Below are 25,545 nucleotides of genomic sequence, written 5' to 3' on the forward strand. Positions count from 1 at the left end.
TTTATCCTAGTGCTAATGTCAGGGCTATTGTTATTAGTTAAAAAGAATAAGTACTCTTTTCATACTATCTTATTTGCTTTTATTTTGCTGTTTTCATGTAGTCAATCTTTTCTTTCTTCAGCTTTATTACATCCACTGGAGCAACACTCAATCAATAGCGAACACGATAAAAATGAAAAAAACACTGGCAATGGACAGCGCATTATTGTGGTAATGGCATGCAACTATTACGATGAAATGACTATTCCATATGCAAACAGATGGCCACCATGCTCTTATTTACGATTATCACACGCAGCAGATATATACCAAACTCATGAATACAAGATAATTGTTGCTGGCGGTAATTTTGGTGAGTGGCCAAGCGCTTATAGTCGTTACGCTCGCGATTTTCTCGAACGTCAAAGTGTGGAAAGCAAAGATATTATTGAAATTCCAATAGGCTACGACACTGAGTCCGAAATTCAGGGAATCTTGAAAAAAGTTCACCCCTCATCTTTAACTTTGGTCACGTCGGCGAGCCATATGTTAAGAGCCAGTAGTTACTTCAAATTATGTGGGGTAAATATTCACGCTGCCCCTACCGACTTTTTAGTAAAACCCAAAATTGTACTTAAGCTTAATTTACCAGACCCTAAGAACTTAACTATAATAAAAAGGGCTTTACATGAATATTTTGGCCTAGTCGAATTCAAACTCAAAAGAAGGTTTGGTTTACTTAGTAAGTATTGCTGAGTGCGTACTAAAATATATAACGAAAAATGTAGAGAATATCAAAATGAGAAACAGACAAGACGCCGAATCGATTGCTTCGCATTTCGCCACCTATTTTGAGCCTGATGTTTCTAACAGCACGGAAAGTATCAAAGCTTCATTTGGTATACGCCATAACGTATACGCTGAAGAACTCAAACTTGAGCCAATAAGAGCGAATAAACTTGAAACCGACGATTTTGACTCGCATTCGATCCACTGCCTTATAAAGCACCGACTTTCCTCTACATTTGCCGGAACTGTTCGCATAATTACCTCTCAATCTGAAAAAGAGAAGCTACCAATCGAAGTCTTCTGCAATGAAAGTATAGAAGATGAAGAATTCTTACCATCAAACTTCGAACGTAAAGATATTGTAGAAATTTCCAGATTAGCAGTACCTGAACACTTCCGTAGAAGACAAATGGATGAGTTCGACGGCGCAGCTATCGGTGCAATCAATGAACATACTTACTCAGAAACTGAGTTACGGTGCTTTCCATTTATTGCTGTAGGGTTATACCTTTCAGCAACAGCGGTTCTAATAGAAAAAAATATTCATCATTGTTATGTAATGGTTGAGCCAAGGCTAGCAAGGAGCATGAGATTAGTTGGGCTACCTTTCAAACAAATAGGTTCAGTAGTAGACTATCATGGTCAGAGAGCGCCATTTATTATTAATCCCATGGAAGTGCCTGCGAACTTAAGAAGAGGTTTCGGTGAACTACTCACCGAGATTCAAAACGATATTTCTAGTAGTAGAAGCGCCCTAATCAAATCCCCCCTTCCACAAAATAAGCTCCACCCTTGAATGTCAAAATTTTTTACAAGCTGTTAACTGAGCGACTTGGAACATAGTTTAAAAGGTTTCTTATTCATACACTTGAAAGTATGGTTCAGTTTTTGCATCGCCATGCTAGAAAACCGAATATGATTTTTTGTTGATGTATCGAGGTAAATCATGCGTTTATTTAAACTTTTAGCAACACTCGTTCTGCCCATAGTTTCACTTTCATCCACAGCCGATGAATTTTACATAGATAATGGAGCTGATTTCGATGCATCGAAAAACAGTGACGTTGCGATAGACCAAAACACCACTGGTTGGGTTACTGAACTCCTCCATAAGTATGATTCAAATACTACTGCCTTTTGTTCTGCTGCAGAACTTGCTGGAGGTTGCACCGTTAACACATCCGGGGGCGCAGATCTCACGTCATTTGCCGCGTTTTTGAGCTCACTAGGAACTAATGGCGTTACTGACCTTAGCCCTTTGGACATTCTCGATGTCTCTGGGCCAAGTGATAATGGTTATTCTGAAAGCTGGGGAATCACATTCAGTTTTGACATAGAAGGAACTATTCAAGGACCAGATTTAGTTACAGACTACAATAGTGGCACTGTAAATTTTTACTATTATGACTTAACGACACTTGCAACCGGTGACGTTTCAACAGCTTTGATTGAACTTTTCACTGTTGACGTATTTGGAACCTCTAACTCTCCTGGCGGACAAATACTTCAAGGCTTGGTTTCTTCATTTGGTTCAGGTTCAATAAACGGCGTAGCGATTACCGACTTTTTTAATGTAAGCTCTGGAACTTTCGCATCAATATTAGAAAATCAGCAAGACATCGTTGTGAATATTGATTACAACACTGATGCTAATCTCGTGACAATCAATGATAACGGCGATGGTACTACTTCTTTAAGTGGTACCCATGATGGTTCAGTTAGTTTCGCGGTAGTACCAGAACCATTTTCGGTAGCTATGTTTGGTTTATCATTGTTTGTAATTAGCGCTTTTTCTCGTAAGAGGGCTATGAAGTAATAAGCGACCGTAAGATTCGATGACGATATAAAGCTCGCTTAGGCGAGCTTTTTGTTTTATAAGAATTAACTGTTAGTATCATCTATTATTAGCTTTGACGCTTTTCGAAGGAATGAACATGAATAAATTACTGATACTCCTTGTATGCTTAGCCATCAATGTAGGTTGCTCTCAGCAGACTCCGCAAGAACTATTGGATGATGCTAAGAAGTCATTAGAATCAGGGGATTTTAGAGCAGCTGAAATAAAGCTTAAAAATCTAGTAAAAGACACACCTGATTCTCTTGAAGCTAGAGAAATACTTGCTAATGTCTATCTGCAAAGTGGCCAGTATGCTAATGCAAGAAAAGAGTTTGAGTTTATCCTTTCAAATAAAGAAAACAACGATAAGGTATTAGAGTCGTTTTATCGTGTCCTGTATTTTCAGGAAGATTACGAAGGCATAATAGAAAAGTCAGAAACCCTACCAGATACTTCAAACGCGTTAACTACGCAGATTTATGTATATCGCTCTATCGCATTCGCAGCTCTAGATGAACATATCAAAGCTAAACGAGCTTTAGAACAAGCCGAGATTGTTTCCGGTGAAGCAGACTACACTTCCTTCGGAAAAGCTTTTCTTTTAAGTCAGCAGGGTTCCTACACTAATGCTCAGATATTGCTTGAGGAATTACTTAGCACTAATGAATCGTTTTATGAGGCAAGGCTTCTTTTAGGGCAACTGTACGCTCAAGATGGTGATTACGAAAGTGCAGTAAAAAACTTTGAACAGTTTAATAAAGACCAACCATCAAACGACAAAGGGAAGCTTCTATTAGCTGACAGCTATACAAAAACAGCCCAATTTGAGAAAGCAACCCCTCTCATTGATCAGATTTTATCGTCGTTTCCCAATCATCACTATACGAACATATTGAAAGGTATCGTTTTGTTCAATAGGGAAAATTTCGAATCGACGATTAGACATATGGATACAGCGCTTTTAAGTGAGCCCGATGATGCTATTGCGAAACTATATGCTGGAGTGGCAGCTTATAACTTAGGAAAAAATGAACAAGCATTTGAGTACTTACTTCCAGTCAGCAAGAACGTAGTTGCCACTCACCCAGTTAACAAAATTTTATCTGACATTAAGATAAACTTAGGTTACACCTCAGATGCTTTGAAAGATATGGGTAACTATTCCTTCATCGACGATAATGACAAGCAACTTTTATTCAAATTGAGCGCTGAACTTGTAAACAAAGGAATGACTGACGAAGCAAAAGGCCTGATAAAGAAAATAAAAACCAATGACTTAAATGATGCTAAGTCTTTAGCTAAAGTTGGTATTCTCAAATTGAGTTTAAATGACGCAAGTGGTATTTCTGATTTAGAAAAGTCATTACTGATAGATGATGAAACTATCACGAGGTTCGCATTAATCGAAGGTTACATTAATACAGACCAACTAACATTAGCAAAAGAACAAGTCGATGATTGGCTACTTAAATCCCCCGACAATGTGCAAGCGCTTAATACTGCCGCAACAGTTTATGCAAAACTAGGTGACCTCAAAAAAGTAGAAGAAATACATGCCAAAGCTCTTTCACTCGATAGCTTGAATTTATATTCGATCAATTTTTATACGAAGAAGGCAATTGAAAAGAAAAACTTCGATAAGGCTATCGAACTACAAAAAATGTTAGCCAAATCTAAAAAAGCAACAGGCACTACTTTGTTTAATTATTTTTTGTTAGAGAAAGAATATGGAGAAATAGAATCGGCGCTTTCCATATATCGAAAAAAAATCGAGGAGTCACCTGAAAATTTTCAATATATTACGAGTTATGCGCAAGCACTGTTGTCTGACGGCAAGTCGCAAGAAGTCATCAATGCCTTTGAGTTGGTAAAGTCAAGGAGAGACGCTCCTGATCAGTTCTGGCAATTATGGGCCGAAGCTTTTTTAATCAACGGGGACGAGTTACAAGCACTAGGTGTTTATCAAGATTGGAGAAACTCATCTCCATCAAACATTAAGCCATGGCTGTTCCCTGTCATGTTATTTGACAAAACTGGTAAGTTTGATAAAGCACTCCGAGAAACGGAGAAAGCACTGGTACGATTTCCCGCTTCTACGCAATTCCAACTTTTGCGTGCACACTATCTAATCTTGAATAAACGAATTAAAGAAGCCCAACGAGCTATTGACCTGCTAAGCGAAGAGTCGAAAAGTACTCCTGAGTATAAAAGTATTATGGGGCATATAGCTTATGCAAACGGAAACTTCCCTTCAGCCATTAGTGCTCTGACTGAATATTATAACTATTCTAACTCCTCGAGAACGGCTTCGATTATATATAGCGCAAACGTCAACAATAACACCCCAGAACAGGGGGTTAAATTTCTAGAACAACACCTTGAAATACGGCCTGATGACGCAACTATAAGACTAACCTTGGCAAGTATTTTTTCAAAATTCGATGTAACAAAATCCATCAAGCATTATCGAGTACTAGCGAATTCAGAACCTAACAATTTCATTATTCTGAATAACTTATCTTGGCAATTCATTAAGCAGGAAAAATTTGAGGAAGCACTGAAGTTTGCTGAGAGGGCTTTCGCGATAGCACCGAAAAGTGCGACTGTTTTAGACACCTATGGTTACGCACTTTTAAAAAATGACGACATTGAACAAGCAATTCTTATTTTAAAAGAGGCTTTAGAAATTGACCCGGACAATGAACAAATCATAAATCATTTAAATGAAGCTAGCTCTGCAAAAAACGCGAGCTAATTCGTTTTCAAGGTATTCGCTTTGTCAGAAAGTTTTACAACCACCAATCACCTTTCTTGTAGAGTCATGATTTATATGGATTAATTACTTGGCGCGCTTTTAGCATAGTATGTTACTGAACGGCTGCATAAAGGATTTGAAGTATTTTGATGTAGCAGCCTTACTAAAATTTTTAGTTTTGTTACAAGGATCCACAAATGAAATTAAAACACATTGCAATAGGCGCAGCACTAACGCTCGCGACTTCAGCAGTATCTGCTGAAGAGTTTTATATAGATGTAGGTGTAGACTTCGATGGCGGCCTAAACCCAAACACAGACTGCTGGGTCAACTACAACTGGCTGGTTAAGCGAATTACTATATAACTATCAATCAACCACTGTGGCAGACTGTGGTGCACTGTCACTTCCCACAGGGTGCAACATTAACACGTCCGGTGGCGTAGATTTTTCTGGCTCGGTGAATGATGCAATAGCTTCGTTAGGCCTGAACGGAATCAGTGACTTATCGCCTCAGGACACCCTCAATCAGGCTGGTCCTAGTGATAACAACTATTCACAAGATTGGGGTCTTACTTTTCAATTCGATTTAAGTGGCACAATTTCTGGCAGTGAGTTAGTAACAGACTACGATAGTGGAGCTATAACGTTTTACTACTATGATTCGTTTGAAGCAACAATAGCTGACACATTTACTGAGCTATTTACAATAGATGTGTATGATACTATTAATACACCAGCTGGCGGTCAAAACCTAGCTGGCGTTTTGAGCTCGGTAGGAACAGGGACAGTAAACGGCGTTATGGTCGGTGATATGTTCAATTTTGCCACAGGCTCGTTTAATGACTTGATTACATCTTTTGTTAACGTAATTGCAAGTGTTGACTACAACACTGATGCATCGCAGGTTCAGATCGATGATAACGGTGATGGCACATCAACGTTAAGAGGACTTCACGACGGTTCTATATCTTTTGCTGCGGTTCCAGAACCTTCAACGATAGCAATTATGAGCTTAGGTCTGCTTGGTTTAGTAAGTACTAGCCGCCGTCGTCGCAAGTAATTAAGTCAACGATATAGCTGTTTTTTAAATTGAAAAAAAAGCCCCAACGTATAATCATTTGGGGCTTTTTATTTTACCTTTCTCTAAAATTCAAACTTTGCTAGGCGGGGGTACTCAAAACGTACTAATCATCACCTTTTGCAAGAAGCCTTCTCAAATACCAACACATAAAGCGCTGTTTCCAGTGCTTGTTCCCACCTGGCCGATTGGTTTTGACAAGCTTATTTAAGTAAGCATCAAAATGAAGCCCTTGCGGTGCATGGATTACCTCCCCCCTTCCAAGTAGGATTTTTAACGCGTTAGTACATAGCACTCCTGCGGCAAGAGATATTCCCATACAAGTAGAGGGTACTTTAGACTCTTTCTCGGTGAAATTAACACTCGCTTTTTTTACAAGGTAATGCCTCTGCAACATACTCGGTGACATACCTACCACAAATCTAAGTATTTGCTCTTCGAAATCGACACCCTCTAAACAAAAATACTCTTCAAAGCTCATTTTGTTTGGTAAAAAACACATCAAGGCTGTGCCCATACCCATTGGCGCTGCGGAAATAGCAGGAATACCTTTGTCGTAACATGCTTGAAAAACTTTGCGACGTATATCAACTTTGAAAATATCTAAGCTATCTACATATAAATCAACGCCATCTAGAAATTCATCTAAATTATCTTCAGAAATCCCGCTAGGAAAGTTCTTTAAACTTCCTGATGGGTTTATAGAAGTCAGCGTCTCTTCCATAACTAACGATTTGTCTTTACCAACCGTATTTACATTTGCGCCAGCTTGTCGGTTGAAGTTAACATAATCGTAGGCGTCCATATCAGAGATATGAAAATGACCGATTCCTAAGCGAGCTAAAACAATTGCATGGTCACCACCAACGCCGCCTAACCCACCGATTGCTACCTTCGCGTTCTTCAACTTTTTCTGTTCTTCTTCGGTGACCCACCCAATATTTCTAGAAAAAGCTTCGTTGTAATCAAAAGCCACTTCATACTTCCTTATAAAAGATAAAAATGTATTGTTTAGTTATAGCACTCTTTAACCGATATTCGTACTGGTTAAATCATTACCAATTATTACAGGTTATACATTTCTAAACTATCAACGGCCGAATCAATGCGTTCGAGCATAGCTTCAAATTCACCGTTTTTATCTTCTCCAAAATATCTCTCAAAATTATTACTTTGTAACTGGTTTTTAGGGAACTCTAATTTAGGCAGAAGAATTATCTCATTAGAAGCAAACCACCCCTGTACATGAACTGCATGCTTATTGTCTAGAGTAGCAATATGAGCTAATTTTGTCCCTGCTCTGTCGGCAACCAAGTCATCAAAACTAAACCCACTCCCACCTTCACTATCTAGCAGCTCTTTGTACAAACCAACTTTATTACTTAACGAAACATTTGTGGTAAGTTCGATTATCATGGAATAGACATAATGTAGGCTATGGTCGAAACGGCCATTTATTTGAGTTCTTCTTAAGTTATAGTGCGACCTATCCAATCCAATCATATCTGCAAACTGGTTGGACCCAACTAAGATCGCAATTGCCCACATGGCAGCTTCATTTTCTTTTGTCGGTGGCAAAGCATTTGGCGAAGCTTTAGCAGTTTTAAAAGCGTGAGCAATATAGACGCTTAAACGGGTTTCAGAGTGTGGAATAGAAATTAATTCATCGATATATACTGCGACGGCGTCTTCGTGTACGGTTGCATTTTGAAATAACTTTTTAGATACATTAACGATTTGCCTCTTTCGTTTGCGAATGTTCTCTCCAAGTGTTTGAGACTTTCTCATTTTTCCAACCAGGTGCCCATGGTTCACTCGTACCGAACTGAAAGAACCTTTTATTAACTCCGCCAATTCTTTCCCACCGAAAAGTTGTACGCTGTTAGTAATAAAAAACTGCATGACTTTTCCATTAATCGGAATTAATCCTATCTTACACTCATCTATTAATTTCCCTGCGGCCCCCCCTAATAAACAAAACCCATTTATGAAAAGCGGTTGGCTGAGCATGCTAGAACTCAATTGAAAAACAAAAATCCCATTCTCTACACCAAGATTAATCCTCATATTGACACTCGCTAGGTCATTGACTACCAAAAGCATATTGTTAAGCTCTTCTTCAGACAGATCGACTGCGAAATTTTGATCGTCTTTTAGTAACTCTTCTCTTAGCGCTGTGAGAGAGCTGTACGCTTTTTTTACAACACGGCCAGAGACTTTTTCACTATCGGTTAAAATAGGCTTTGTGGAAATGGTCAACACTATAAACAATGTTGACACAATCAAAAAAATTACAAACAGCTGTAATGAAAATTTCATCGAAGCTCCAAGTTGTGGTGAATGCTAAACTTAGCGAGTCCGCAATTGCTTAAAATCTCTAATGGTTCTATTCTAGAAGCCTAAAAATGGATTGGATAAGCAAAAGACTGCACATCTTATGAACTCTCTAGCTGTAACAACTAAAAAATTAGAAAAAGAGCAGTTAACCTATATTGCAGATGAATGGCTCAAATTGGAAAAACTTTCGAGTAAAAGCTTTTTTACTAGCTGGAAGTGGATCGGTTGTTGGCTAAAAATGGTCAACTACGATACTAATTTGATTACTGTTTATGAGCACAACCAAGTTGTTGGTATGGCATTTTTTTCTATCCATAAGGAAAACAGAACCTTCTACTCCACGAATCAACTTTGGATAAACAGAACTGGGAAACAAAATTTTGACCAAATATGGAGTGAATACAATGACATACTATGCCCAAGAGGAAGAGAGTGGTCTATCCGAACTGTCGTATTAGACTATCTAACGGCAGAATATCCATTTGTAGATGAATTCGTTTTGGGTGTTAGCCGACAAGAAATTTCTGAAACTCCCTGCTCTACAAACCTTTTTCCAAGAACAATCTGGGAAACTAAAAGTTATTCAACGACACTCAAACCTGAGTTTGGGTGTTTAGATAACTACCTTGCTACATTATCAAAGAACACTAGGCATCAGATCAGACGTTCAATAAAACTTCTGAATAAAAAAGGTGACGTAAAATTAAAACGTGCAGATTCTCTAGAAGAAGCGCTAGAAATGCTTTCGGACGCGGGAAAGCTTCATCGTTTGAGATGGAAGGGAGGCAAAAGTGGGTTCAATAATTCACGATTCAGAGATTTTCACCACGAACTGATAAAGCGTAACTTTAGTAGCGGGTGTATTGATATATTATCTTTAAGTGTTAATGGTACACCTGCTTGCTTTCTCTACAATTTCATACACCACGGTTATGTATATTTCTACTTATCAGGCATAAAATATGAAGATGACAACAAATTAAAACCGGGATTGGTTGCCCATGCTCTTGCAATATCTCTTTATGCTGGAGAAGGCAAGACTACATATGATTTTATGGGGGGAAGAGGTCAGTACAAAGCTTCGTTATGCAGTGATGAAGAGACTTTGATAATCACTAGCTTCCAAAGAAAGCGCCCCCTTTTACTTTTAAAACGCTGGATTGACAAATCCAGATCCCGTTTTAGGCTTTCGGACAGTCTTTTAAATGAGCGAGGGTAATCTACTTTTTAGAAGTTCTACTTGGGTGTTAGGTGCAGCTTGGTTTAACCGAATTTTAGGCTTTCTTTCAGTTTTTCTTTTGGCTAGGCTACTTTCCCCTGAGGACTTTGGTGCTTTCACTGTACTACTGCTAGTTATTCAGGCCACGAGTGTCTTTACTGATTTAGGTGTCGACCAATATTACATTCAAAAATTAAAGGTATCAAAGGAAGAACTGTGTGCCTGCTGGTCTTTAAATTTTGGAATTAAAACAAGTCTTACTATTCTGCTTGTATGTCTCGCGCCTTTTGTTGTAGAACTGCTAGAAAGGGAAGACTTATTGTTCCCTCTTGTTGCGCTAAGTTTTCTACCGCTAATTAATGCAGCTAACAACGGTTTTATTATTCATTTGAAACGCGAGTTGTCGTTTCACTACTTTGCTAAGTTTGCAGTATTCGGACAAATTGCAGGTAGCGTTATATCTATTAGCATTGCTTATTTTTATACGAATCACTGGGCACTCGTGATTGGAATGTTAAGCAACGCCTTAGCTCAATGTTGCATAAGTTACGTACTTTTAAATGAGCGTACGACTTTCACTTTCAAACATTTCAGAAAACCTCTGCATTTTGGGAAATGGTTACTATTGAGAAATGGCGTTGCACATGTCCGCGCAAAGTTCGACGTATGGTTTGCTGCTTCGCTTTTCAGTCTATCTAATGTTGGCGGATACAACACGTTAAAAGATATTGCTATGCTACCATCAAGAGAACTTGTAGGACCTCTGTTCCAAGTATTTTTCTCATTTATGTCATTGGGTAACAGGCAAGAAAAAGGTTTTGATCGCATTTATGTAACATGCTTCATCATGCTACTTCTATGTACACCCATGGCGATAGGCCTTTTCCTACTATCAAAAGACATAACGTTATTGCTACTTGGTGAACAGTGGGTAGCATATTCCCCCGTATTAGCAACACTAGCAATATTAACACTGAGCGCTACGACAGGAGACTTTGTCAGTGATGCTTTATTGTCTCGCGGCCTAGTAAGGCATGTGTTCCTATACGACTTAATTACACTTATTATAGCCCTTATATCTCTCTACTTGACTTATCAACTTCTTACCAGCCCTGATTCGTTGGCGAAATTTAGAGCGCTATTTAGCGTATTTATGTTTTTGAGCAGCTTAGCTTGGCTTTCAGTAGTGGTTAGAATTAGTGTGAAACGTTTAATTAGAATGTGCAGCGTTATTTTCATTTGTGGGATAATTATGTCGTTCTTCGTCCTGATGTCCTGCAACATTTTCGACAGTCTATTTGTAAAAATTCTATTCACCTCACTTGTTGGCGCGGCAACCTACTTTATATCTATATTCTTAGCCACGCTTTTGCCTCTTTTTTCCCCCGAAGACAGAAGGTTGTTGACCCAAGTGGCGCTCTCTATAAAAAATAAAGTGTACAACAAGGCTTCACAATGAGTACTAAGCAAAAAGCCATTTTCCTTGATCGTGACGGAGTCATAAACCAAGAAGTTAACTACCTTCACAAAATCGAGGACTTCAAATTTACTGACAATTGCATTTGTGCTTTAAAGCTTTTACAGAACGCTGGGTACAAGTTATTTATTGTGACTAACCAAGCAGGTATTGGACGAGGATATTACTCTGAATCGGATTTTCACAATTTAATGAATTGGCTAAACGCAGAACTTGCAAAACATGGTGTAAATATCACTGATATCGAGTTCTGCCCCCATCACCCTACAGGCGCGAATGGCATTTACAAAAGAAACTGTAGTTGCCGTAAGCCAAAGCCAGGTATGCTTCTCGATCTAATTGATAAGCATGATATAGATGTAAGTAAAAGCTTTATGGTTGGAGACAAGTTCAGCGACTTAGAAGCTGCTGAGGCGGCTAATATTAAACGGTGCATACTTGTTAAGTCAGGGCATGCTTTTCAGCCAGAAAACACACCTTTAAGATGGCAAATTTTTGATAATCTTTATTCTTTTGCTCTAAAACTCAATCAGGATATTTTAGCGTGACTCGGTTACTTGTACAAAAACGTGTGTTAGTTTTGGGTGAAGACACTAGGAGTTTCCTTTCAGTAATTCGCTCTCTAGGGTCAGCCGGTATGGAAGTAGATATCGTGACGCTTTTGAATACTACCCCTGCTCTTAGATCGAAGTATGTTAATAAAGCTTATAAACTTAATTATCAGGCTTTTACTCAATTTGAATGGTCGGATAAAGTAACTGCAATCATACAGGATGGGGATTATGATTTAATTGTTCCTTGTGATGAACGATCATTGTATCCACTACTAGAAATTCAAGCCTCAAAAAAAACACGAGCAATTTTTGCTATTCCTGAACGAAATATTCTTGGCCCCCTATTTGACAAAGAAGAAACAAGAAAATTAGCCAAAGAATTAGGAATTAATGTCGCCTTTGGAGAGCACTTTGAATTTAATGAGAATTCTACTGAAAACTTGATTTCTAAATATTCACTCCCCCTTGTATTGAAACCAACCAAATCATACGAAAGTGAACAACTTAATAGAAGAAACACGGTGCTTATAGCCCGCTCAACCTCTGATATTGAACTATTTAAACAACAAAATGATCAGTGCTTGGTCGAGCAGTATTTTGAAGGGACAGGCATGGGAGTATCTGTATTCTCTTGGAAAGGTAAAATACGGGCAGCATTTGCTCATAAACGAGTGTCAGAGCCTGAGCACGGTGGTGGAAGTTCATATAGGAAAGCATGCCTATTACCGCCAGATATGCTTGATGCCTGCCAAAAAATTTGTATTCACTTGAACTATAGCGGTGTAGCTATGTTTGAGTTTAAACATAACAATAGCACAAATGAATGGATACTCATCGAAATTAATGCACGCTTTTGGGGCAGCCTTCCGCTCGCTATTTTTGCCGGTGTTGATTTCCCAAAGATTCTCGCTACTTATTTGTTAACTAATGAGAAACCCCACAAGCTTACGTACAATTTAAAAGCACACGCCAGAAGTTTAACCTCCGATCTTTACGATATAAAAGCCAGCTTTGAACGCAGCAGGACGCAATACGGAACAGCTAAAGCTTTGTCTAAAACTCTTCCACGCTTGTTCGGCTTTATTAGGCTGCTTACAGGTAACGATACTATCGATACCTTCCAAAGGGGCGATATACAACCGTTTTTCTGTGAGATTGATGAGCTTATAGGGGAAAAGATAAGACGCGGACTTAGGATTTCAAAATACTCTAGCGATTCAGCGCATAACGCTAATTTACTAGGTGAACCAATCAATGAGATTTTAGTTCTCTGCTACGGGAATATTATGCGTTCTCCGTTTGCGGTAAATCTGTTAAAGAAAAAGCTTCAACAGATTGGGATTCAGGTAACGGTAAACGGAGCAGGGTTTCATCAACTCGAAAACCGTCCTTCCCCCGAACGATGTATATTGGAAGCTAATAAGTGGGACGTAGATCTGAACAACCATCGTTCTAGTTGGTTGTCACAATCTATGATAAAAAACCATGGACAATTAATAATATACTTTGATCTGAAGCATGAGCATTTATTAGAGAGCTATTATGAGAATTACAGAGCTTTGAATTTGGCTCACTTCGTACCGTCTCCGAAGGGGCCGTTGAAAGAAATTGCTGATCCCTATAACGGATCTCCCGATGAACTTGAGCAATGTTATTTAAATATCAATAGTGCACTTGACGAACTTTTAACTACTCTAACTGCATCAGGTTCTATAACAAAATAATATATAAATTTTGGCGCAACTTAAGCTAACCTAGACTGAACAAAAAACGATCAACGGTTTAGGTTTAGCTCATGGACGACTGGCAAATAAATGTTGTATTCGGTTCCTCGCAAGGGCTCAAAAACGATGCTCTGATCGTGAGTAAAGTGATAAAGCAGCATTTTCCGTACAGGACAGTTCGAGAGTTCGATGGCGCTAAACACGCTTCTATTAACTGTTGGAAGCTTCTAGGTAAACTTTTTTCATCTATTTTCCTAGGAAAAAAACAACTTACCATTCATTTTGAAGAAATCTATAGCGAGATAATGGTTAACTCTCACGTAAATATATTTTTTCCCAATCAAGAATGGTTACGCAGTAAAACCCAGCAAAGAATAAACGACAATGTGCACGTATTTTGTAAAACACAATACGCATTAAAACAACTCAGTGCTAGGTGGCTACATTGCGAGTTTACGGGGTTCACTTCTACAGACCTTCAAGATAAAACTATTGAGAAAGATTACTGTAAATATCTTCACGTTGCAGGGAAAAGTGAACAAAAAGGCACCATTCCACTTTTACAGGCTTGGCAAAAGCACCCTGAGTGGCCGACTCTTACTGTGGTTAGTCGACTAAGTGAGCACCAGAATTATAAGGCAAAAAATGTGAGAGTTCTCAGTTCATTTTTGCCTCAAGATGAATTGGAGTTTTTGATGAATAAATGCGGCGTTCACCTGTGTCCATCTGAGGCTGAAGGCTTCGGTCACAGTATCAACGAGGCGATGTCAACCAGTGCAGTTGTAGCCGTAACTGATGCAGTTCCCATGAATGAGTTTGGTGAAGACCTATTCCTTTTTAACGTTTCACGTAAGCGTACGCGCTATTTTAGCAGTATCAACGAATGCTCTATCGAAGATATAGAGAATACTATTGAACTCATACAGTCGACAGCCATAGATAGGCTCAAAGATATTGGCAGAAAAAATAGAATTCGATACGAAGAGCAAAAGCTAGCTTTCGATAGAAATTTTATAAAACTTCTAAAAGAATGCGTAGATACGAGTTCGGCAAATCTAGTAAAGTTAAAATAAACGCTCAGTTGTTATAGCTTGCGCTTTACTCCTATTTGAAGAATAGATACGATTACTTTTTACTTTAAAACACGGAATAAAGTTATAGTGACTGATGGCGATGTATGCCCTCCCAAATTAGCGATAGTCATTCACACGGAAGAAGAGTTTGACTGGGGAGGCGGCTTTAATGTTGACGCTACTTCTGTGACTCATGGCGAAGAATTATTTGAGCTAGTTCAGTCTCTTTCTTTAATTGGCGCTAAAACAACGCTTGCAATGGACTATCCATTTGTAAATAGCGTTCAAGGCCAGCATTGCATTGCTAACATTAAGGCGAGTAAGGAAATATCGCAGAAAGTTGAGTTTGGAGCTCATCTGCACCCATGGGTCAACCCTCCATTTGAAAAAAAGAGTGGTTTCATTCCAGAGCAGCTATCTTACCCAGGTAATTTAGATTACCAACAAGAACGCGTAAAACTTGCAGAACTAACCAATAAAATTACCGAGCAAACCGGAACTCGTCCCGTAACTTATCTCGCGGGTAGATATGGTATCGGCAATAACACGCACCAAATTTTAAATGAATTGGAATACAAGATTGACGTAAGTATTAGTCCTTTCGCTGATTACCGACATCAACATGGTCCTGATTTTAGAAACTTCAATAACGATATAAAATTAGAAAACAAAATCCTAAGCTGGCCACATTCAAGTGCTGTTGTTTCGCCCTTCCCATTTGTCCGCTACTATTTCAACTCTTCCCCAACTTCATATTCAAGTGAAAGCTTGTTTATAAATGTATTGAAGAAAGTTTTCAGAGCTAAGCTACATAGACTTTCTCCAGAGGGCTTTTCGCTTGCTGACATGAAAAATGTCACAAAATTTCAAAATACTCTCGGACAAAACTATTTTATTCTGTCATTTCACTCACCCAGCGTGAAAGTTGGCCTTACTCCTTATGTCAGAAATGATAGGGAACGTGATGAGTTTATAGAAAAAATATTGTCTTTCGTTAATTGGTTTGAAGAATCAATGAATGGTGAATTTATTACTATCAACGAACACCCATTGGTACGTAAACTATGACCAACACTGATGTAAAAAACACCCCATTTTTTAGTGTCGTAATCCCCACTCGAAATAGGGTCGACTTGTTTAAAAAAGCCCTAAACTCTGTTTTATCTCAGACATTCACTAACTTTGAAGTAATTGTTGTAAATGATGGTTCTGATAAAGAGTCTCTTGAAGCTTACAAGCAATTTGAAAAGGAAACGCCTTCAAACGTTTATTTTAGATATCAAATAAAACGCCCAAATGGGCATGGCCAAAGTTACTCTATGAATACTGGCGCTCTTGTTGGTGCTGGTAAATACCTTTGTTTCCTCGATGATGACGATGAATGGATTGACTCTGAACACCTAGCACGAGCATATGAAAGCATATCAAATAGTGATAGTACGGTAGATGCCTATTACACGAATCAAACAGCAGTATTTGTAGACGGTGTAGTAAAGCAGGGACCGATATGGCTAGAAGATTTAGCTGAAAAACTTCAATATAAGCAATCTGACGTACGGGGAACGATGGACGTGAGCGTTTCTGAACTGCTCGAAAGCCATGGCTTTGCCCATTTGAATTGCTCTATTATCAGGCGCGAGCTCTATTTGTGCATAAACGGTATGGATGAAAACATCCGTTGGGAATGCGACCGAGACCTATATCTTCGAACTCTAGACCAAGCAGATAAAATACTATACAACCCCTGCGTAGTGTCTCGACATCTCATCCCTGATACAAGTAAAAAAGAAAATATGACAACCATGGTAAATATGCTGGAAAAACGCTTGTATCAGGTAACGGTTTTTCAAAAAGGAACCTTACTGTTAAAACGTTCTTCACTGCGTACCTATTGCCTGGCGTATTTAGGATTTATTTATCAACACATTACTCACGAATTACTTTCTACCAATCGTGTAAAAGAAGCTTCATCGTACGCATCAAAAGCACTTGCCTGTCGATTTAGCATCAAATGGCTTGTATTTACATATTGGTTGAAAACAAAAGCACTGCTTAGCTAAGTGGATACTATGAAACTAATTATTCAAATACCTTGCTACAACGAAGAGCACACATTACCCCAAACGGTTAATGATTTACCTAATCAAATAGAGGGGATCGATGAAATCGAGTATATGATTATTGATGATGGCTCCACTGATAAAACGATTGAAGTAGCAAGATCTCTTGGTGTGCACCATATTGTCGTAAATAAGAATAACAAAGGGCTAGCAAGAACATTTAGAAAAGGCTTGGATGAATGCTTAAAACGCGGTGCCGACATAATCGTTAACACCGATGGCGATAACCAGTATGCAGGGTGGGATGTTGCAAAACTAGTCGTTCCAATTCTTGAAGGGAAAGCTGATGTTGTAGTTGGGGATAGAAAAACAAACGATATTGAGCATTTTTCGCCGTTGAAAAAACTACTGCAACGTGTAGGCAGTTATGTCGTCAAAAAAGTATCTGGTGTAAAGGTTCCGGATGCTGTGAGTGGATTTCGCGCCTACAGCAGAGAAGCTGCGTTGCAACTGAACATTATAAGTCCGTTTAGCTATACCATTGAGGCACTGATTCAATCAGGTAAAAAGCATATGGCTGTAACTCATGTGCCAGTTGAAACTAACGCTAAAACGCGAGAGTCTCGCCTTTTCACAAGTATTCCTAAATTCATCGAGCGTCAGGTAACTACGATTTTACGAATGTACACCATGTACCAACCACTCAGGGTATTTGTGTTACTTGGTGCATTGATCACTTTAATTGGCCTTATTCCTATAGTCCGATTCCTCATCTTCTACATAATGGGAGATGGAGACGGTCACATACAGTCTTTAATATTAGGTGGAGTACTTACTTTACTAGGTATAATCACATTCTTAATTGCGATCATAGCCGACCTCATTAACTTTAACCGTCAACTCATAGAACAAACACTAGAAAAAGTGAGACGAATGGAGTTACAAATGCTTGATGAAAAGAAAGCACGTGATGACGATAACTTGAAGAATCGTTCTTGATGAAAATTCTTATTGTTACCTCCAATTACCCCCGCTGGGAAGGTGATAGCACAACTCCTTTTGTACATAATTTCGCTAAAGAGCTTGTTAGCCAGGGGGTTAAAGTAAGAGTTATAGCGCCGCACTATAAAGGCGCCAAAACCAAAGAGGAAATGGATGGTGTTGAAATACGTCGTTTTCGATATTGGTTACCTGAATCAGGCCAAACAGTGTGTTATCAAGGTGGCGCACTGGGTAACTTGCAAAAAAGCTGGCTTAACAAAATTAAGTTACCTGTTTTAGTGGCCTGCGAATTTTTCTTTACCCTACTTCAAACATTAGTTTGGAAACCCACTTGGATAAATTCTCACTGGCTTATACCACAAGGTTTCGTATGTGCGCTTGTTGCTTTACTGACAAAAACAAAGCATGTTGCAACAATTCACGGTGGCGACGTATTAGCCCTAGATAGCAATACTCTTAGAAAGTTTAAAGCATTCGCTCTCAAGCATTCAAATATAGTGACAGTTAATAGTTCAGTAACCAAAGCCAAAGCTGAAGAACTATCACCCTATTCTACAAACAACTTGTTATTGCTGCCTACTGGCATTTTACCTTTACCTCACTTGAACAAAGAAAAAATAGCAAAAGTAAGAGCGTCGTTGCTGCCGAAAGGGGCTGAACACTTAATTCTTTTTGTGGGGCGTGTAAACGAAGAGAAAGGGGTTGGAGAGTTAATTGAAGCAACGAAAAAGCTTCGTGATAATGAAAAGGCAGTACATTTAGCTATCGTAGGAAGCGGACATGATGAAGACCGCTTCAAAGAGTTAGCTAAAAACCTTGGCATTGAGAAAGAAGTAACATTCGTTGGATGGGTCAGCAGTTCGGAAATTTACTACTATTACGCAGCGGCAGATGTGTTTGCTGGTCCTTCGAAACAAGCTGACGACGGCTGGATAGAAGCACAAGGTTTAACCTTTGTAGAAGCAATGCTTGCCGGTTGCAAGGTAGTTGGGACAAAAAGCGGTGGAATACCTGATGCGGTAATTCATGAGAAAACTGGCTGGTTGGCTGAGCCAGGTGATTCAAATAGTTTGGCTGATGCTTTAAAACTAGCTCTTGTAGACACCAATTCATATATGACTGAATCTTCGAAACTATTCGCAAGCGAACATTACCTCGTCAGTAATACCGTTGCCAAGTTTATAAAAAAGATAACTTTGTCTATAAAAAGTTGAGAATTCTGAACAAAATTTTATGAAAATTAAAAGTCTTGTGATTATAGGTAACTATTTCACATCAAACATGAATGTGTACCTTAATAGAGAGTACCGAACACATAAAATTTGCGAAGCTTTTCGAATGAGTGGAGTAAGCTGTAAGGTCATACTCATCAATTATAAAAGTTTGTTTTCGACCAAGTCGTTCGACGAGAACGAAGTGATAGTTTTAAATCTGCTTGATATTTTTAACTTCAGGAAGCGAAAGCTACTTAATCAAGTATTAAATAAATCAACGCATGTTTGGTATACAAATGGACCTCTCGTAGGATTTCTTTCAAGACTCTTTGTAAAAGCCAAAAGCAATTCGATAATCTACGAAGTTCTAGACAACTACCGTACCTACTTTCCTTCTATTTACCCTCTTTTGAGTTTGTTCGAACGAAACATTAAAAGAAAAGCCGAAAAAATAGCCTACGTTACAAAAGAATTAGCAAATTTAGATGTCGACTTCGAACAAAAAAACACCATCTTTTTTAATGGTATAGACTCTAGAATTTTTTACCCGATGGATAAAGAATCATGCAAGCGCGAATACTCATTGCGAGTAGATAAAAAAACTATCGGATTTACCGGTTCAATTGATAAAAGAGTCAAAGATAATCTTATTACTATTGTTAATTCTCCCAAGCTCAAAAACTTTGAATTTCATATAGTAACCAACTCGGAAATCGACTTCAGCATTCCATCTAATTGCACCGTAACTAGGAAAGTACCACTGAACCAGATGGCATCAGCAATAAACAGTTGTGACCTAGTGATCATACCCAATCGAAAAGATGAGTTTACAAGGTATTGCTTTCCGAGCAAAACTGCAGAAATTATAGCTTGTAAAGTGGATTTTCTTATTACTCCTATTAATTCACTAAATGGAGTCATTAACGAAAGTAATATCGCAACCTTCGATGTAGAGAACTTCGTGGAACTAATTATTGAGAAGCTGGCTACTAAGCACTACTTCAGCCCTTACAACGTAGACTCTTTCACTTGGACGCACCTTGTTGAGAAAAGTTTTTTTAAAGACTGACTATGAAATTATCAATCATAATTGCTACATATAACTCAGCAAAAACTCTTAGTAGAACGCTGGACAGTATCAAAGACCAAACTCTCGATGAAATTGAAGTTATTGTTATTGATGGCAATTCATCAGACGGGACGATGAGAATTGTTGAAGAGTTTAACTCTAAAGCTATTCGATGGCTTTCTGAACCTGACAAAGGAATTTATGACGCTTGGAATAAAGGGCTTAAACTTTCCAGTGGAAAATACATCTGCTTTATAGGAAGTGACGACTACTTTGCGTACCCTAATGCCCTTAGTGATTTGTTCAATTTGGCCGATAAAGAGGGCTTAGACTTCGTATCAGCAAAGTATCAATTGGTAGATGAGATTGGTGAGGCGCGGCTCGTGAGAGGCTTACCTTGGAGTTGGAATGGCATTAAAAAAAGAATGGTCGTGGCGCATCCTGGCTCACTTCATAAGCGATCAATGTACAGTACCATGGAGTACAACTCGCTGTATAGGATAGCATCAGATTATGAACTTTTGTTAAATCAAGGCCCAATGCTGAAGAGCGGATTCCTTAATAAAATTACTGTGGTGATGGCTGATGGAGGGGTGAGCAACAATTTTGTATGGAAAACACTTGTTGAGGTGTATGATATTCAGAGGAAAAGTCAATACATATCACTCCCACGCTCACTGTTTAACTTTGTTAGAGCTCTAGTGAGAACTTACATATTACGCTAGGAACGCTTCAAATGAGGGTTTTTCATTTCTTATCTAATGATGTCCAGTCTGGGGCTGGACTGGGCACTTTAAGGCTTCACTTAGCGCTTTTAGATCTCGGCATAGACTCTTATTTAGTTGCCTACAATAGAGATGAAAACTTTAATTGCAAAAATCTAATTAATTTAAATAGGTTGAAAGAGCGTTGGAAACGAAAAATTAATGTAGGTATTAACGAGTTTTCGCTTAAAAGATACAATAAAAAAAGTGACGGATTTTTTACTACAGGAAACGAGCTTTTCAACATATTCGCTTTGGTAAACCTCGTTGCTGGAGACATAATACACCTACACTGGCCAAACTACGGGATATCACTTCAAAGATTAAAAAAACTATCGGAGAAACATAACGTTTTTTGGACATTAAGAGATATGTGGCCGTTTACTGGAGGTTGCCACTACAGTTTGGACTGCGAGAGGTATATTGTTGGATGTGGTCATTGCCCTATTCTCAACTCTAATTCAAAAGAAGATATTTCAGACTGCAAGCCACATGAAAAAAGCCCTGATGTTTCGCAATATAAAATTTGTCGCAATCAGTGACTGGATGAAAGACGAAGCAAAAAAGTCACCTATCTTAACAAACAAATGTATCACTAGAATATATAATTCCGTTGATGATACTTACTTTGATTTTTCGGTAACTCAGAGTGAAGCAAGACAATCACTTCAAATAGAAACAAAAAAGCCTGTTTTACTTTTCGGCAGCCACAACGTTTTAGACCCCTACAAGGGAGCAGATATCTTTAAGTCTATTTATGAAAAATATCATGAAGACTTTATGTTTGTAGTATTCGGCAAGAACTCTGAAAAAATTGTGGGCCAACGAAAAGGCGAGTTTAAAGCACTGGGGCTTTTAAATGCAGAAAGAATAAAGTATGCCTATGTTGCTGCGGATGCGTTCTTAATGCTCTCTGTACAAGAAGGCTTCGGAAAAACTATTATAGAGTCTTTTTGTTTAGGGACGCCAGTGGTCACTTTACCGGATGGTGCACCTGAAGAAATTGGAAAGCTTTATAAAGACTATCACGAGGTTTACAGCGATAGCTTAGACATGAAAGGCGTAATTGATTCACTAATAGAGAAACACGATAAGAACGAAATGAAGCGTATAACAAGGGATATTTTTTCTGCTGATAAGATAGCTAAGGAATATAGCGATTTATATGAACAACAATGAAATCAATTTTTATGTCGAGAAGTTTCCAGTACTATCTCAAACTTTTGTAGTTGACCAGGTAGCACAGGCCGCTAATAAAGGAATGCTGGTCACAGTCTATGCTGACGAGATAGACCATGAACTTATAAACAACTCCAAGATTTCAAGCGTTCAGAACGTTCGAATTATAAATTCTCTTCCAGCTAAAAAGGTAATACCTAGTAAAAAATTGATTTACTTACTGAAAATAATATTTTTCTTTTTCTCTAAAGGAAAGTTTCAGCTTGGGTTTAACTTTCTTCAATCAATGTTTACTGCAAGAAGGGCAGAGGTTTTAAACATCTGCAGCTTTGTAGTTCGAAACGACTCTCAAATAAAAACTGGTAGCTATGTAGCACACTTTGGAAATATTGCTGCTAAATTGAATTTACGCTTTTTATATCACAAGCAGAAACTGCCTATATTTTCCATCTTTCATGGAGTAGAGATTAGTTCATATGAATACCTCGATTTTTGGATTCCACTTTATCGTCTCCTGAACAAAAACCCCGGTTCAATTCTTCCTATAAGCCAAAGGTGGAAACAAAAACTTTGCGCTATTGGAATAGAGAAGGCGAAAATTCAAGTAATTCACATGGGGATTTCTGTAGCGAATACTTTTAAGCCTAATCAGATTAATGGGAAAGCAAAGATACTTTATACAGGGCGTCTAACAGAGAAAAAGGGGGTACTTACTTTAATAAGGGCAATAAGCAAAGTTAGTTGTCAAAATCTCAGTTTAACCATTATTGGAGACGGACCGCTCAAAGATAAAGCTAATTTTTTGATAGAATCTCTGCACTTGAGAGATAAGGTGTCTCTTGTCGGAGCAAAAAACCACAACGAATCAATCAACGCTTTAAATGAAACAGACATATTTATACTCCCCTCTTGCACAGCACCTAACGGGGACCAAGAAGGTATACCAGTTTCTTTAATGGAGGCTATGGCAAGTTCAAAATTAACAATATCAACATACCACTCAGGTATTCCAGAGTTAATTACAAACCTTGAATCAGGTTTATTGGTTCCAGAGAACGACGTTGAATCTTTAGCTTCTACTATAGATTTTGCAATCTCCAATTATGATTTAACTACTTCAATTAGAGAAAATGGCTTCAAAACAGTAAGAAAGAGATTTGATAAAGAAAAATTGTTCAAAGAGTTACTAGCTGTCGTCAACACTAATAATTTTGCCAATTAATTGCACTTTAGGAGGTGGTATGAAGGTCTTGCATCTTAGTTACAATGACATTTCTGGAGGAACCGCGAGAGCCATGTATAGATTGCATGAATCTCTTTGCAAAAAAGGGATAGAAAGCCAACTGCTTGTAGTTAATAAAGAATGCAATAAAAACAATATTGTTTCTATCGGACTGTTAAACAAATTGGCAATTGAGATCATGAACTTTCTGACAAAAAAGCTTACCCCAATTGTGTCTAAACAACCCAGAGAGCAAACTTCATATAATCTAATATCGCCGTCGGTAAGCAAAATAATCAATGCATTACAACCAGACATAGTGCACCTTCACTGGATAGGTGCTGGAATGGCTTCATTTAGCGACTTATCAAAAGTTAACGCTCCAATAGTCTGGACTATGCACGATATGTGGCCGTTCACCGTAGGAAAACATTACGTACCAGATTCTACATACTTTCACGATGAACAATTAAGCGGAGAGGCAAGCGCCGATTTATTCGCCAAAATAACTTTGCGTCAAAGGCAAACTTTTTACACTCGCAAGAGATGTATACTAGTTGCTCCAAGTCAGTGGCTTGCGAATGAAGCTTCTAATTCCGCTTTAACCCGTAATCAAAACATTAAGGTTATACAAAATACGCTAGACCACAATCAGTACTTTGCGCAAGACAAGAAGGAATGTGTCGAATTACTCAATTTGAAAAGAAATAAGGTTACCTTTTCTTTTGGAGCTATATCAAGCGAAGATGACCCGAGAAAAGGCTTTCAGTATCTAAAGAAGGCAATTCAAAACCTCTCTCCTGAAAACAAACACAAAGTTCAATTAGTCGTTTTTGGTACTAAAAAAAAGGGAAAAGGTAGTTTATATGGAATTGATGTTCATTACTTAGGTTCAGTTAAAGAAGATGACGAGTTAAGATTAATTTACTGCGCTAGTGATTATTTTATAGCACCTTCGATACAAGACAACTTACCAAATACTGTAGTTGAATCACTGGCATGTGGCACACCTGTTATAGCCTTCAATGTTGGTGGCATGCCTGATTTAATCAAAAACGATATAAATGGCTTTTTAGCCGAACAGATAGACGAAAAGTCTCTTCAGAAGAGTTTAGAGAAAGCGATTGATACCAAATTTTGTGGCTTGCTAATACATCAAAACTCGAAAAAATTAAGAGATTACGATGTTATTGCTGGTGAGTACTGCGACCTATATCAACATGTTTTAGGCTAATTGTTTTTCGTGCTGACCTATTTGATCACTTAGCTTATGTACAAAAAAAGTTCACGAAAGTCTTTACAAACAGCTGATTTGATTTTTGAATGAAGCTGCAAGTTTAAAGTTCATAATTCTCGTTAGATTCACTCCCCATTTAAAGAGGCAGTTGTATTCTTATATTTGTAAACGAAACCTCAATGCTCGATAGATAATATAAGAATAAAAATAACAATCAATCAAAAAACGGTGCATAAAATTAACACTGTATTTTTTCATAACCTTTCTTTCATCTAAGAATCGACTATACAGGCTTTTCCAATCTTTTTTCGAACTTATACCGGTATCCCTCATCACAGCCAGAATTACCGCGCATTGAGTAGCCCTAACTCCATTCTTGTAGAACCTTAAAAATATATCGAAATCCATCGTGATTTTTATAGACTCATCAAAGTCACCAAATTTATCGAAAAGAGCTTTTTTACACAAAGACCCTTGATGCCACACGCCAGTTTTAAAGTTTGTTTTCCAATCTAAACCTCTAGACTTTTTTCGCTCGATTCCTTTTCCGTACAATATGTCACAAAGAAGAATATTGGGGTTGTTGACTAAGTTCTCTGCAGCTTCTTTCAAAGAGTTTTCATTATGAAAATAATCATCAGCGTGCAAGAATATCAAATATTCACCACTTGCATTCGCTATTCCTTTGTTCATTGCGTTTGCAATACCGCTATCAGGCTCCGAAATAAAAACATCTATCGAACCTATGTACTTTTCGATAATTTCACAAGTAGAATCAGTTGAAGCCCCGTCAACGACAATGTATTCAAGGTTTTCATACGATTGTTCAAGAACACTTTTCATACAGCACTCTATAAACTCTTCGTTATTGAAAACAACGGTAATCACTGAAATTTTGGGTTCAGATGCCATTTACATTCCTATTAACTTATAAAGTTTTTACTAAGAAGATTATCGTTTTTTTAAAAAACACC

At 38.2% G+C, this 25,545-nt stretch carries 23 protein-coding genes; 20 read left to right on the forward strand and 3 right to left on the reverse strand.

The window, feature by feature from the left end; all coding sequences use genetic code 11:
* Nucleotides 1-15 precede the first annotated feature (15 nt).
* The 6 genes from ACYX4W_RS16860 to ACYX4W_RS16885 all read left to right on the forward strand — a co-directional run bounded on the left by ACYX4W_RS16860 (nucleotide 16) and on the right by ACYX4W_RS16885 (nucleotide 6,422).
* Complete coding sequence (locus ACYX4W_RS16860; RefSeq protein WP_476073917.1) at nucleotides 16-735, forward strand: YdcF family protein; 720 nt, start codon at nucleotides 16-18, stop codon at nucleotides 733-735.
* A gap of 43 nt (nucleotides 736-778) precedes the next feature.
* Nucleotides 779-1,564, forward strand: a complete 786-nt coding sequence (locus tag ACYX4W_RS16865; RefSeq protein WP_476073918.1) for a PEP-CTERM/exosortase system-associated acyltransferase — start codon at nucleotides 779-781, stop codon at nucleotides 1,562-1,564.
* 150 nt (nucleotides 1,565-1,714) lie between these two features.
* A complete protein-coding gene (locus ACYX4W_RS16870; protein ID WP_476073919.1) occupies nucleotides 1,715-2,584 on the forward strand; it encodes a hypothetical protein in 870 nt (289 codons plus the stop codon).
* 118 nt (nucleotides 2,585-2,702) lie between these two features.
* Nucleotides 2,703-5,360, forward strand: a complete 2,658-nt coding sequence (prsT, locus tag ACYX4W_RS16875) for an XrtA/PEP-CTERM system TPR-repeat protein PrsT (protein WP_476073920.1) — start codon at nucleotides 2,703-2,705, stop codon at nucleotides 5,358-5,360.
* A gap of 197 nt (nucleotides 5,361-5,557) precedes the next feature.
* A complete protein-coding gene (locus ACYX4W_RS16880) occupies nucleotides 5,558-5,725 on the forward strand; it encodes a hypothetical protein (protein ID WP_476073921.1) in 168 nt (55 codons plus the stop codon).
* A gap of 16 nt (nucleotides 5,726-5,741) precedes the next feature.
* Nucleotides 5,742-6,422 (forward strand): PEP-CTERM sorting domain-containing protein, encoded by a 681-nt coding sequence (locus ACYX4W_RS16885; RefSeq protein WP_476073922.1) that lies wholly within the window; start codon nucleotides 5,742-5,744, stop codon nucleotides 6,420-6,422.
* Between the two features lie 124 nt (nucleotides 6,423-6,546).
* Here ACYX4W_RS16885 and ACYX4W_RS16890 read toward each other — a convergent pair whose 3' ends face one another.
* Both ACYX4W_RS16890 and ACYX4W_RS16895 read right to left on the reverse strand, forming a co-directional pair.
* Nucleotides 6,547-7,416 (reverse strand): ThiF family adenylyltransferase, encoded by an 870-nt coding sequence (locus ACYX4W_RS16890; RefSeq protein ID WP_476073923.1) that lies wholly within the window; start codon nucleotides 7,414-7,416, stop codon nucleotides 6,547-6,549.
* Nucleotides 7,417-7,505: 89 nt separating this feature from the next.
* Nucleotides 7,506-8,759 carry a hypothetical protein gene (locus tag ACYX4W_RS16895; protein WP_476073924.1) on the reverse strand — a complete coding sequence of 418 codons (1,254 nt, stop codon included), beginning with the start codon at nucleotides 8,757-8,759 and terminating at the stop codon, nucleotides 7,506-7,508.
* A 91-nt stretch (nucleotides 8,760-8,850) separates the two neighbouring features.
* On the opposite strand from ACYX4W_RS16895, the gene ACYX4W_RS16900 reads away from it, so the two are divergent.
* The 14 genes from ACYX4W_RS16900 to ACYX4W_RS16965 all read left to right on the forward strand — a co-directional run bounded on the left by ACYX4W_RS16900 (nucleotide 8,851) and on the right by ACYX4W_RS16965 (nucleotide 24,568).
* Nucleotides 8,851-9,996: a GNAT family N-acetyltransferase gene (locus ACYX4W_RS16900; protein ID WP_476073925.1), complete on the forward strand. Its 1,146-nt coding sequence runs from the start codon at nucleotides 8,851-8,853 to the stop codon at nucleotides 9,994-9,996.
* Nucleotides 9,983-11,455: an oligosaccharide flippase family protein gene (locus ACYX4W_RS16905; protein WP_476073926.1), complete on the forward strand. Its 1,473-nt coding sequence runs from the start codon at nucleotides 9,983-9,985 to the stop codon at nucleotides 11,453-11,455. Before ACYX4W_RS16900 ends, ACYX4W_RS16905 begins: the two co-directional genes overlap by 14 nt.
* The gene (gene gmhB, locus ACYX4W_RS16910; protein ID WP_476073927.1) at nucleotides 11,452-12,021 is read left to right on the forward strand and encodes a D-glycero-beta-D-manno-heptose 1,7-bisphosphate 7-phosphatase; all 570 of its coding nucleotides are present in this window, start codon (nucleotides 11,452-11,454) and stop codon (nucleotides 12,019-12,021) included. The genes ACYX4W_RS16905 and gmhB overlap by 4 nt, the downstream gene beginning before the upstream one ends.
* Before the next feature lie 89 nt (nucleotides 12,022-12,110).
* Entirely contained in the window at nucleotides 12,111-13,751 is a 1,641-nt protein-coding gene (locus ACYX4W_RS16915; protein ID WP_476073928.1) for an arsenate reductase/protein-tyrosine-phosphatase family protein, read from the forward strand.
* A gap of 71 nt (nucleotides 13,752-13,822) precedes the next feature.
* Complete coding sequence (locus tag ACYX4W_RS16920; protein ID WP_476073929.1) at nucleotides 13,823-14,824, forward strand: glycosyltransferase; 1,002 nt, start codon at nucleotides 13,823-13,825, stop codon at nucleotides 14,822-14,824.
* Between the two features lie 87 nt (nucleotides 14,825-14,911).
* Nucleotides 14,912-15,892, forward strand: coding sequence for a polysaccharide deacetylase family protein (locus tag ACYX4W_RS16925; RefSeq protein ID WP_476073930.1), 981 nt, complete (start codon nucleotides 14,912-14,914; stop codon nucleotides 15,890-15,892).
* On the forward strand, nucleotides 15,889-16,884 hold the full coding sequence (locus tag ACYX4W_RS16930; protein WP_476073931.1) for a glycosyltransferase family 2 protein: 996 nt from the start codon (nucleotides 15,889-15,891) through the stop codon (nucleotides 16,882-16,884). Before ACYX4W_RS16925 ends, ACYX4W_RS16930 begins: the two co-directional genes overlap by 4 nt.
* A gap of 9 nt (nucleotides 16,885-16,893) precedes the next feature.
* Complete coding sequence (locus ACYX4W_RS16935; protein WP_476073932.1) at nucleotides 16,894-17,883, forward strand: glycosyltransferase family 2 protein; 990 nt, start codon at nucleotides 16,894-16,896, stop codon at nucleotides 17,881-17,883.
* Nucleotides 17,883-19,100 carry a glycosyltransferase gene (locus ACYX4W_RS16940; protein WP_476073933.1) on the forward strand — a complete coding sequence of 406 codons (1,218 nt, stop codon included), beginning with the start codon at nucleotides 17,883-17,885 and terminating at the stop codon, nucleotides 19,098-19,100. Before ACYX4W_RS16935 ends, ACYX4W_RS16940 begins: the two co-directional genes overlap by 1 nt.
* A 202-nt stretch (nucleotides 19,101-19,302) precedes the next feature.
* Complete coding sequence (locus ACYX4W_RS16945; RefSeq protein WP_476073934.1) at nucleotides 19,303-20,169, forward strand: glycosyltransferase family protein; 867 nt, start codon at nucleotides 19,303-19,305, stop codon at nucleotides 20,167-20,169.
* 2 nt (nucleotides 20,170-20,171) lie between these two features.
* Nucleotides 20,172-20,894 (forward strand): glycosyltransferase family 2 protein, encoded by a 723-nt coding sequence (locus ACYX4W_RS16950; RefSeq protein WP_476073935.1) that lies wholly within the window; start codon nucleotides 20,172-20,174, stop codon nucleotides 20,892-20,894.
* 471 nt (nucleotides 20,895-21,365) lie between these two features.
* Nucleotides 21,366-22,112, forward strand: coding sequence for a glycosyltransferase (locus ACYX4W_RS16955; RefSeq protein ID WP_476075490.1), 747 nt, complete (start codon nucleotides 21,366-21,368; stop codon nucleotides 22,110-22,112).
* Entirely contained in the window at nucleotides 22,099-23,334 is a 1,236-nt protein-coding gene (locus ACYX4W_RS16960; RefSeq protein WP_476073936.1) for a glycosyltransferase, read from the forward strand. Before ACYX4W_RS16955 ends, ACYX4W_RS16960 begins: the two co-directional genes overlap by 14 nt.
* 19 nt (nucleotides 23,335-23,353) lie before the next feature.
* Complete coding sequence (locus ACYX4W_RS16965) at nucleotides 23,354-24,568, forward strand: glycosyltransferase (RefSeq protein ID WP_476073937.1); 1,215 nt, start codon at nucleotides 23,354-23,356, stop codon at nucleotides 24,566-24,568.
* 159 nt (nucleotides 24,569-24,727) lie between these two features.
* On the opposite strand, the gene ACYX4W_RS16970 is transcribed toward ACYX4W_RS16965, so the two are convergent.
* The gene (locus ACYX4W_RS16970) at nucleotides 24,728-25,483 is read right to left on the reverse strand and encodes a glycosyltransferase family 2 protein (protein WP_476073938.1); all 756 of its coding nucleotides are present in this window, start codon (nucleotides 25,481-25,483) and stop codon (nucleotides 24,728-24,730) included.
* Nucleotides 25,484-25,545: the final 62 nt, after the last annotated feature.

Source organism: Alteromonas sp. ABH4_454, assembly GCF_056311775.1.

Bases quoted from the DNA above. Each gene is read 5' to 3' on its own strand.
- ACYX4W_RS16860 (WP_476073917.1), top strand. From the start codon at position 16: ATGTCAGGGCTATTGTTATTAGTTAAAAAGAATAAGTACTCTTTTCAT.
- ACYX4W_RS16865 (WP_476073918.1), top strand. From the start codon at position 779: ATGAGAAACAGACAAGACGCCGAATCGATTGCTTCGCATTTCGCCACC.
- ACYX4W_RS16870 (WP_476073919.1), top strand. From the start codon at position 1,715: ATGCGTTTATTTAAACTTTTAGCAACACTCGTTCTGCCCATAGTTTCA.
- prsT (WP_476073920.1), top strand. From the start codon at position 2,703: ATGAATAAATTACTGATACTCCTTGTATGCTTAGCCATCAATGTAGGT.
- ACYX4W_RS16880 (WP_476073921.1), top strand. From the start codon at position 5,558: ATGAAATTAAAACACATTGCAATAGGCGCAGCACTAACGCTCGCGACT.
- ACYX4W_RS16895 (WP_476073924.1), bottom strand. From the start codon at position 8,759: ATGAAATTTTCATTACAGCTGTTTGTAATTTTTTTGATTGTGTCAACA.
- ACYX4W_RS16905 (WP_476073926.1), top strand. From the start codon at position 9,983: ATGAGCGAGGGTAATCTACTTTTTAGAAGTTCTACTTGGGTGTTAGGT.
- gmhB (WP_476073927.1), top strand. From the start codon at position 11,452: ATGAGTACTAAGCAAAAAGCCATTTTCCTTGATCGTGACGGAGTCATA.
- ACYX4W_RS16915 (WP_476073928.1), top strand. From the start codon at position 12,111: ATGGAAGTAGATATCGTGACGCTTTTGAATACTACCCCTGCTCTTAGA.
- ACYX4W_RS16920 (WP_476073929.1), top strand. From the start codon at position 13,823: ATGGACGACTGGCAAATAAATGTTGTATTCGGTTCCTCGCAAGGGCTC.
- ACYX4W_RS16930 (WP_476073931.1), top strand. From the start codon at position 15,889: ATGACCAACACTGATGTAAAAAACACCCCATTTTTTAGTGTCGTAATC.
- ACYX4W_RS16935 (WP_476073932.1), top strand. From the start codon at position 16,894: ATGAAACTAATTATTCAAATACCTTGCTACAACGAAGAGCACACATTA.
- ACYX4W_RS16940 (WP_476073933.1), top strand. From the start codon at position 17,883: ATGAAAATTCTTATTGTTACCTCCAATTACCCCCGCTGGGAAGGTGAT.
- ACYX4W_RS16950 (WP_476073935.1), top strand. From the start codon at position 20,172: ATGAAATTATCAATCATAATTGCTACATATAACTCAGCAAAAACTCTT.
- ACYX4W_RS16960 (WP_476073936.1), top strand. From the start codon at position 22,099: ATGAACAACAATGAAATCAATTTTTATGTCGAGAAGTTTCCAGTACTA.
- ACYX4W_RS16965 (WP_476073937.1), top strand. From the start codon at position 23,354: ATGAAGGTCTTGCATCTTAGTTACAATGACATTTCTGGAGGAACCGCG.
- ACYX4W_RS16970 (WP_476073938.1), bottom strand. From the start codon at position 25,483: ATGGCATCTGAACCCAAAATTTCAGTGATTACCGTTGTTTTCAATAAC.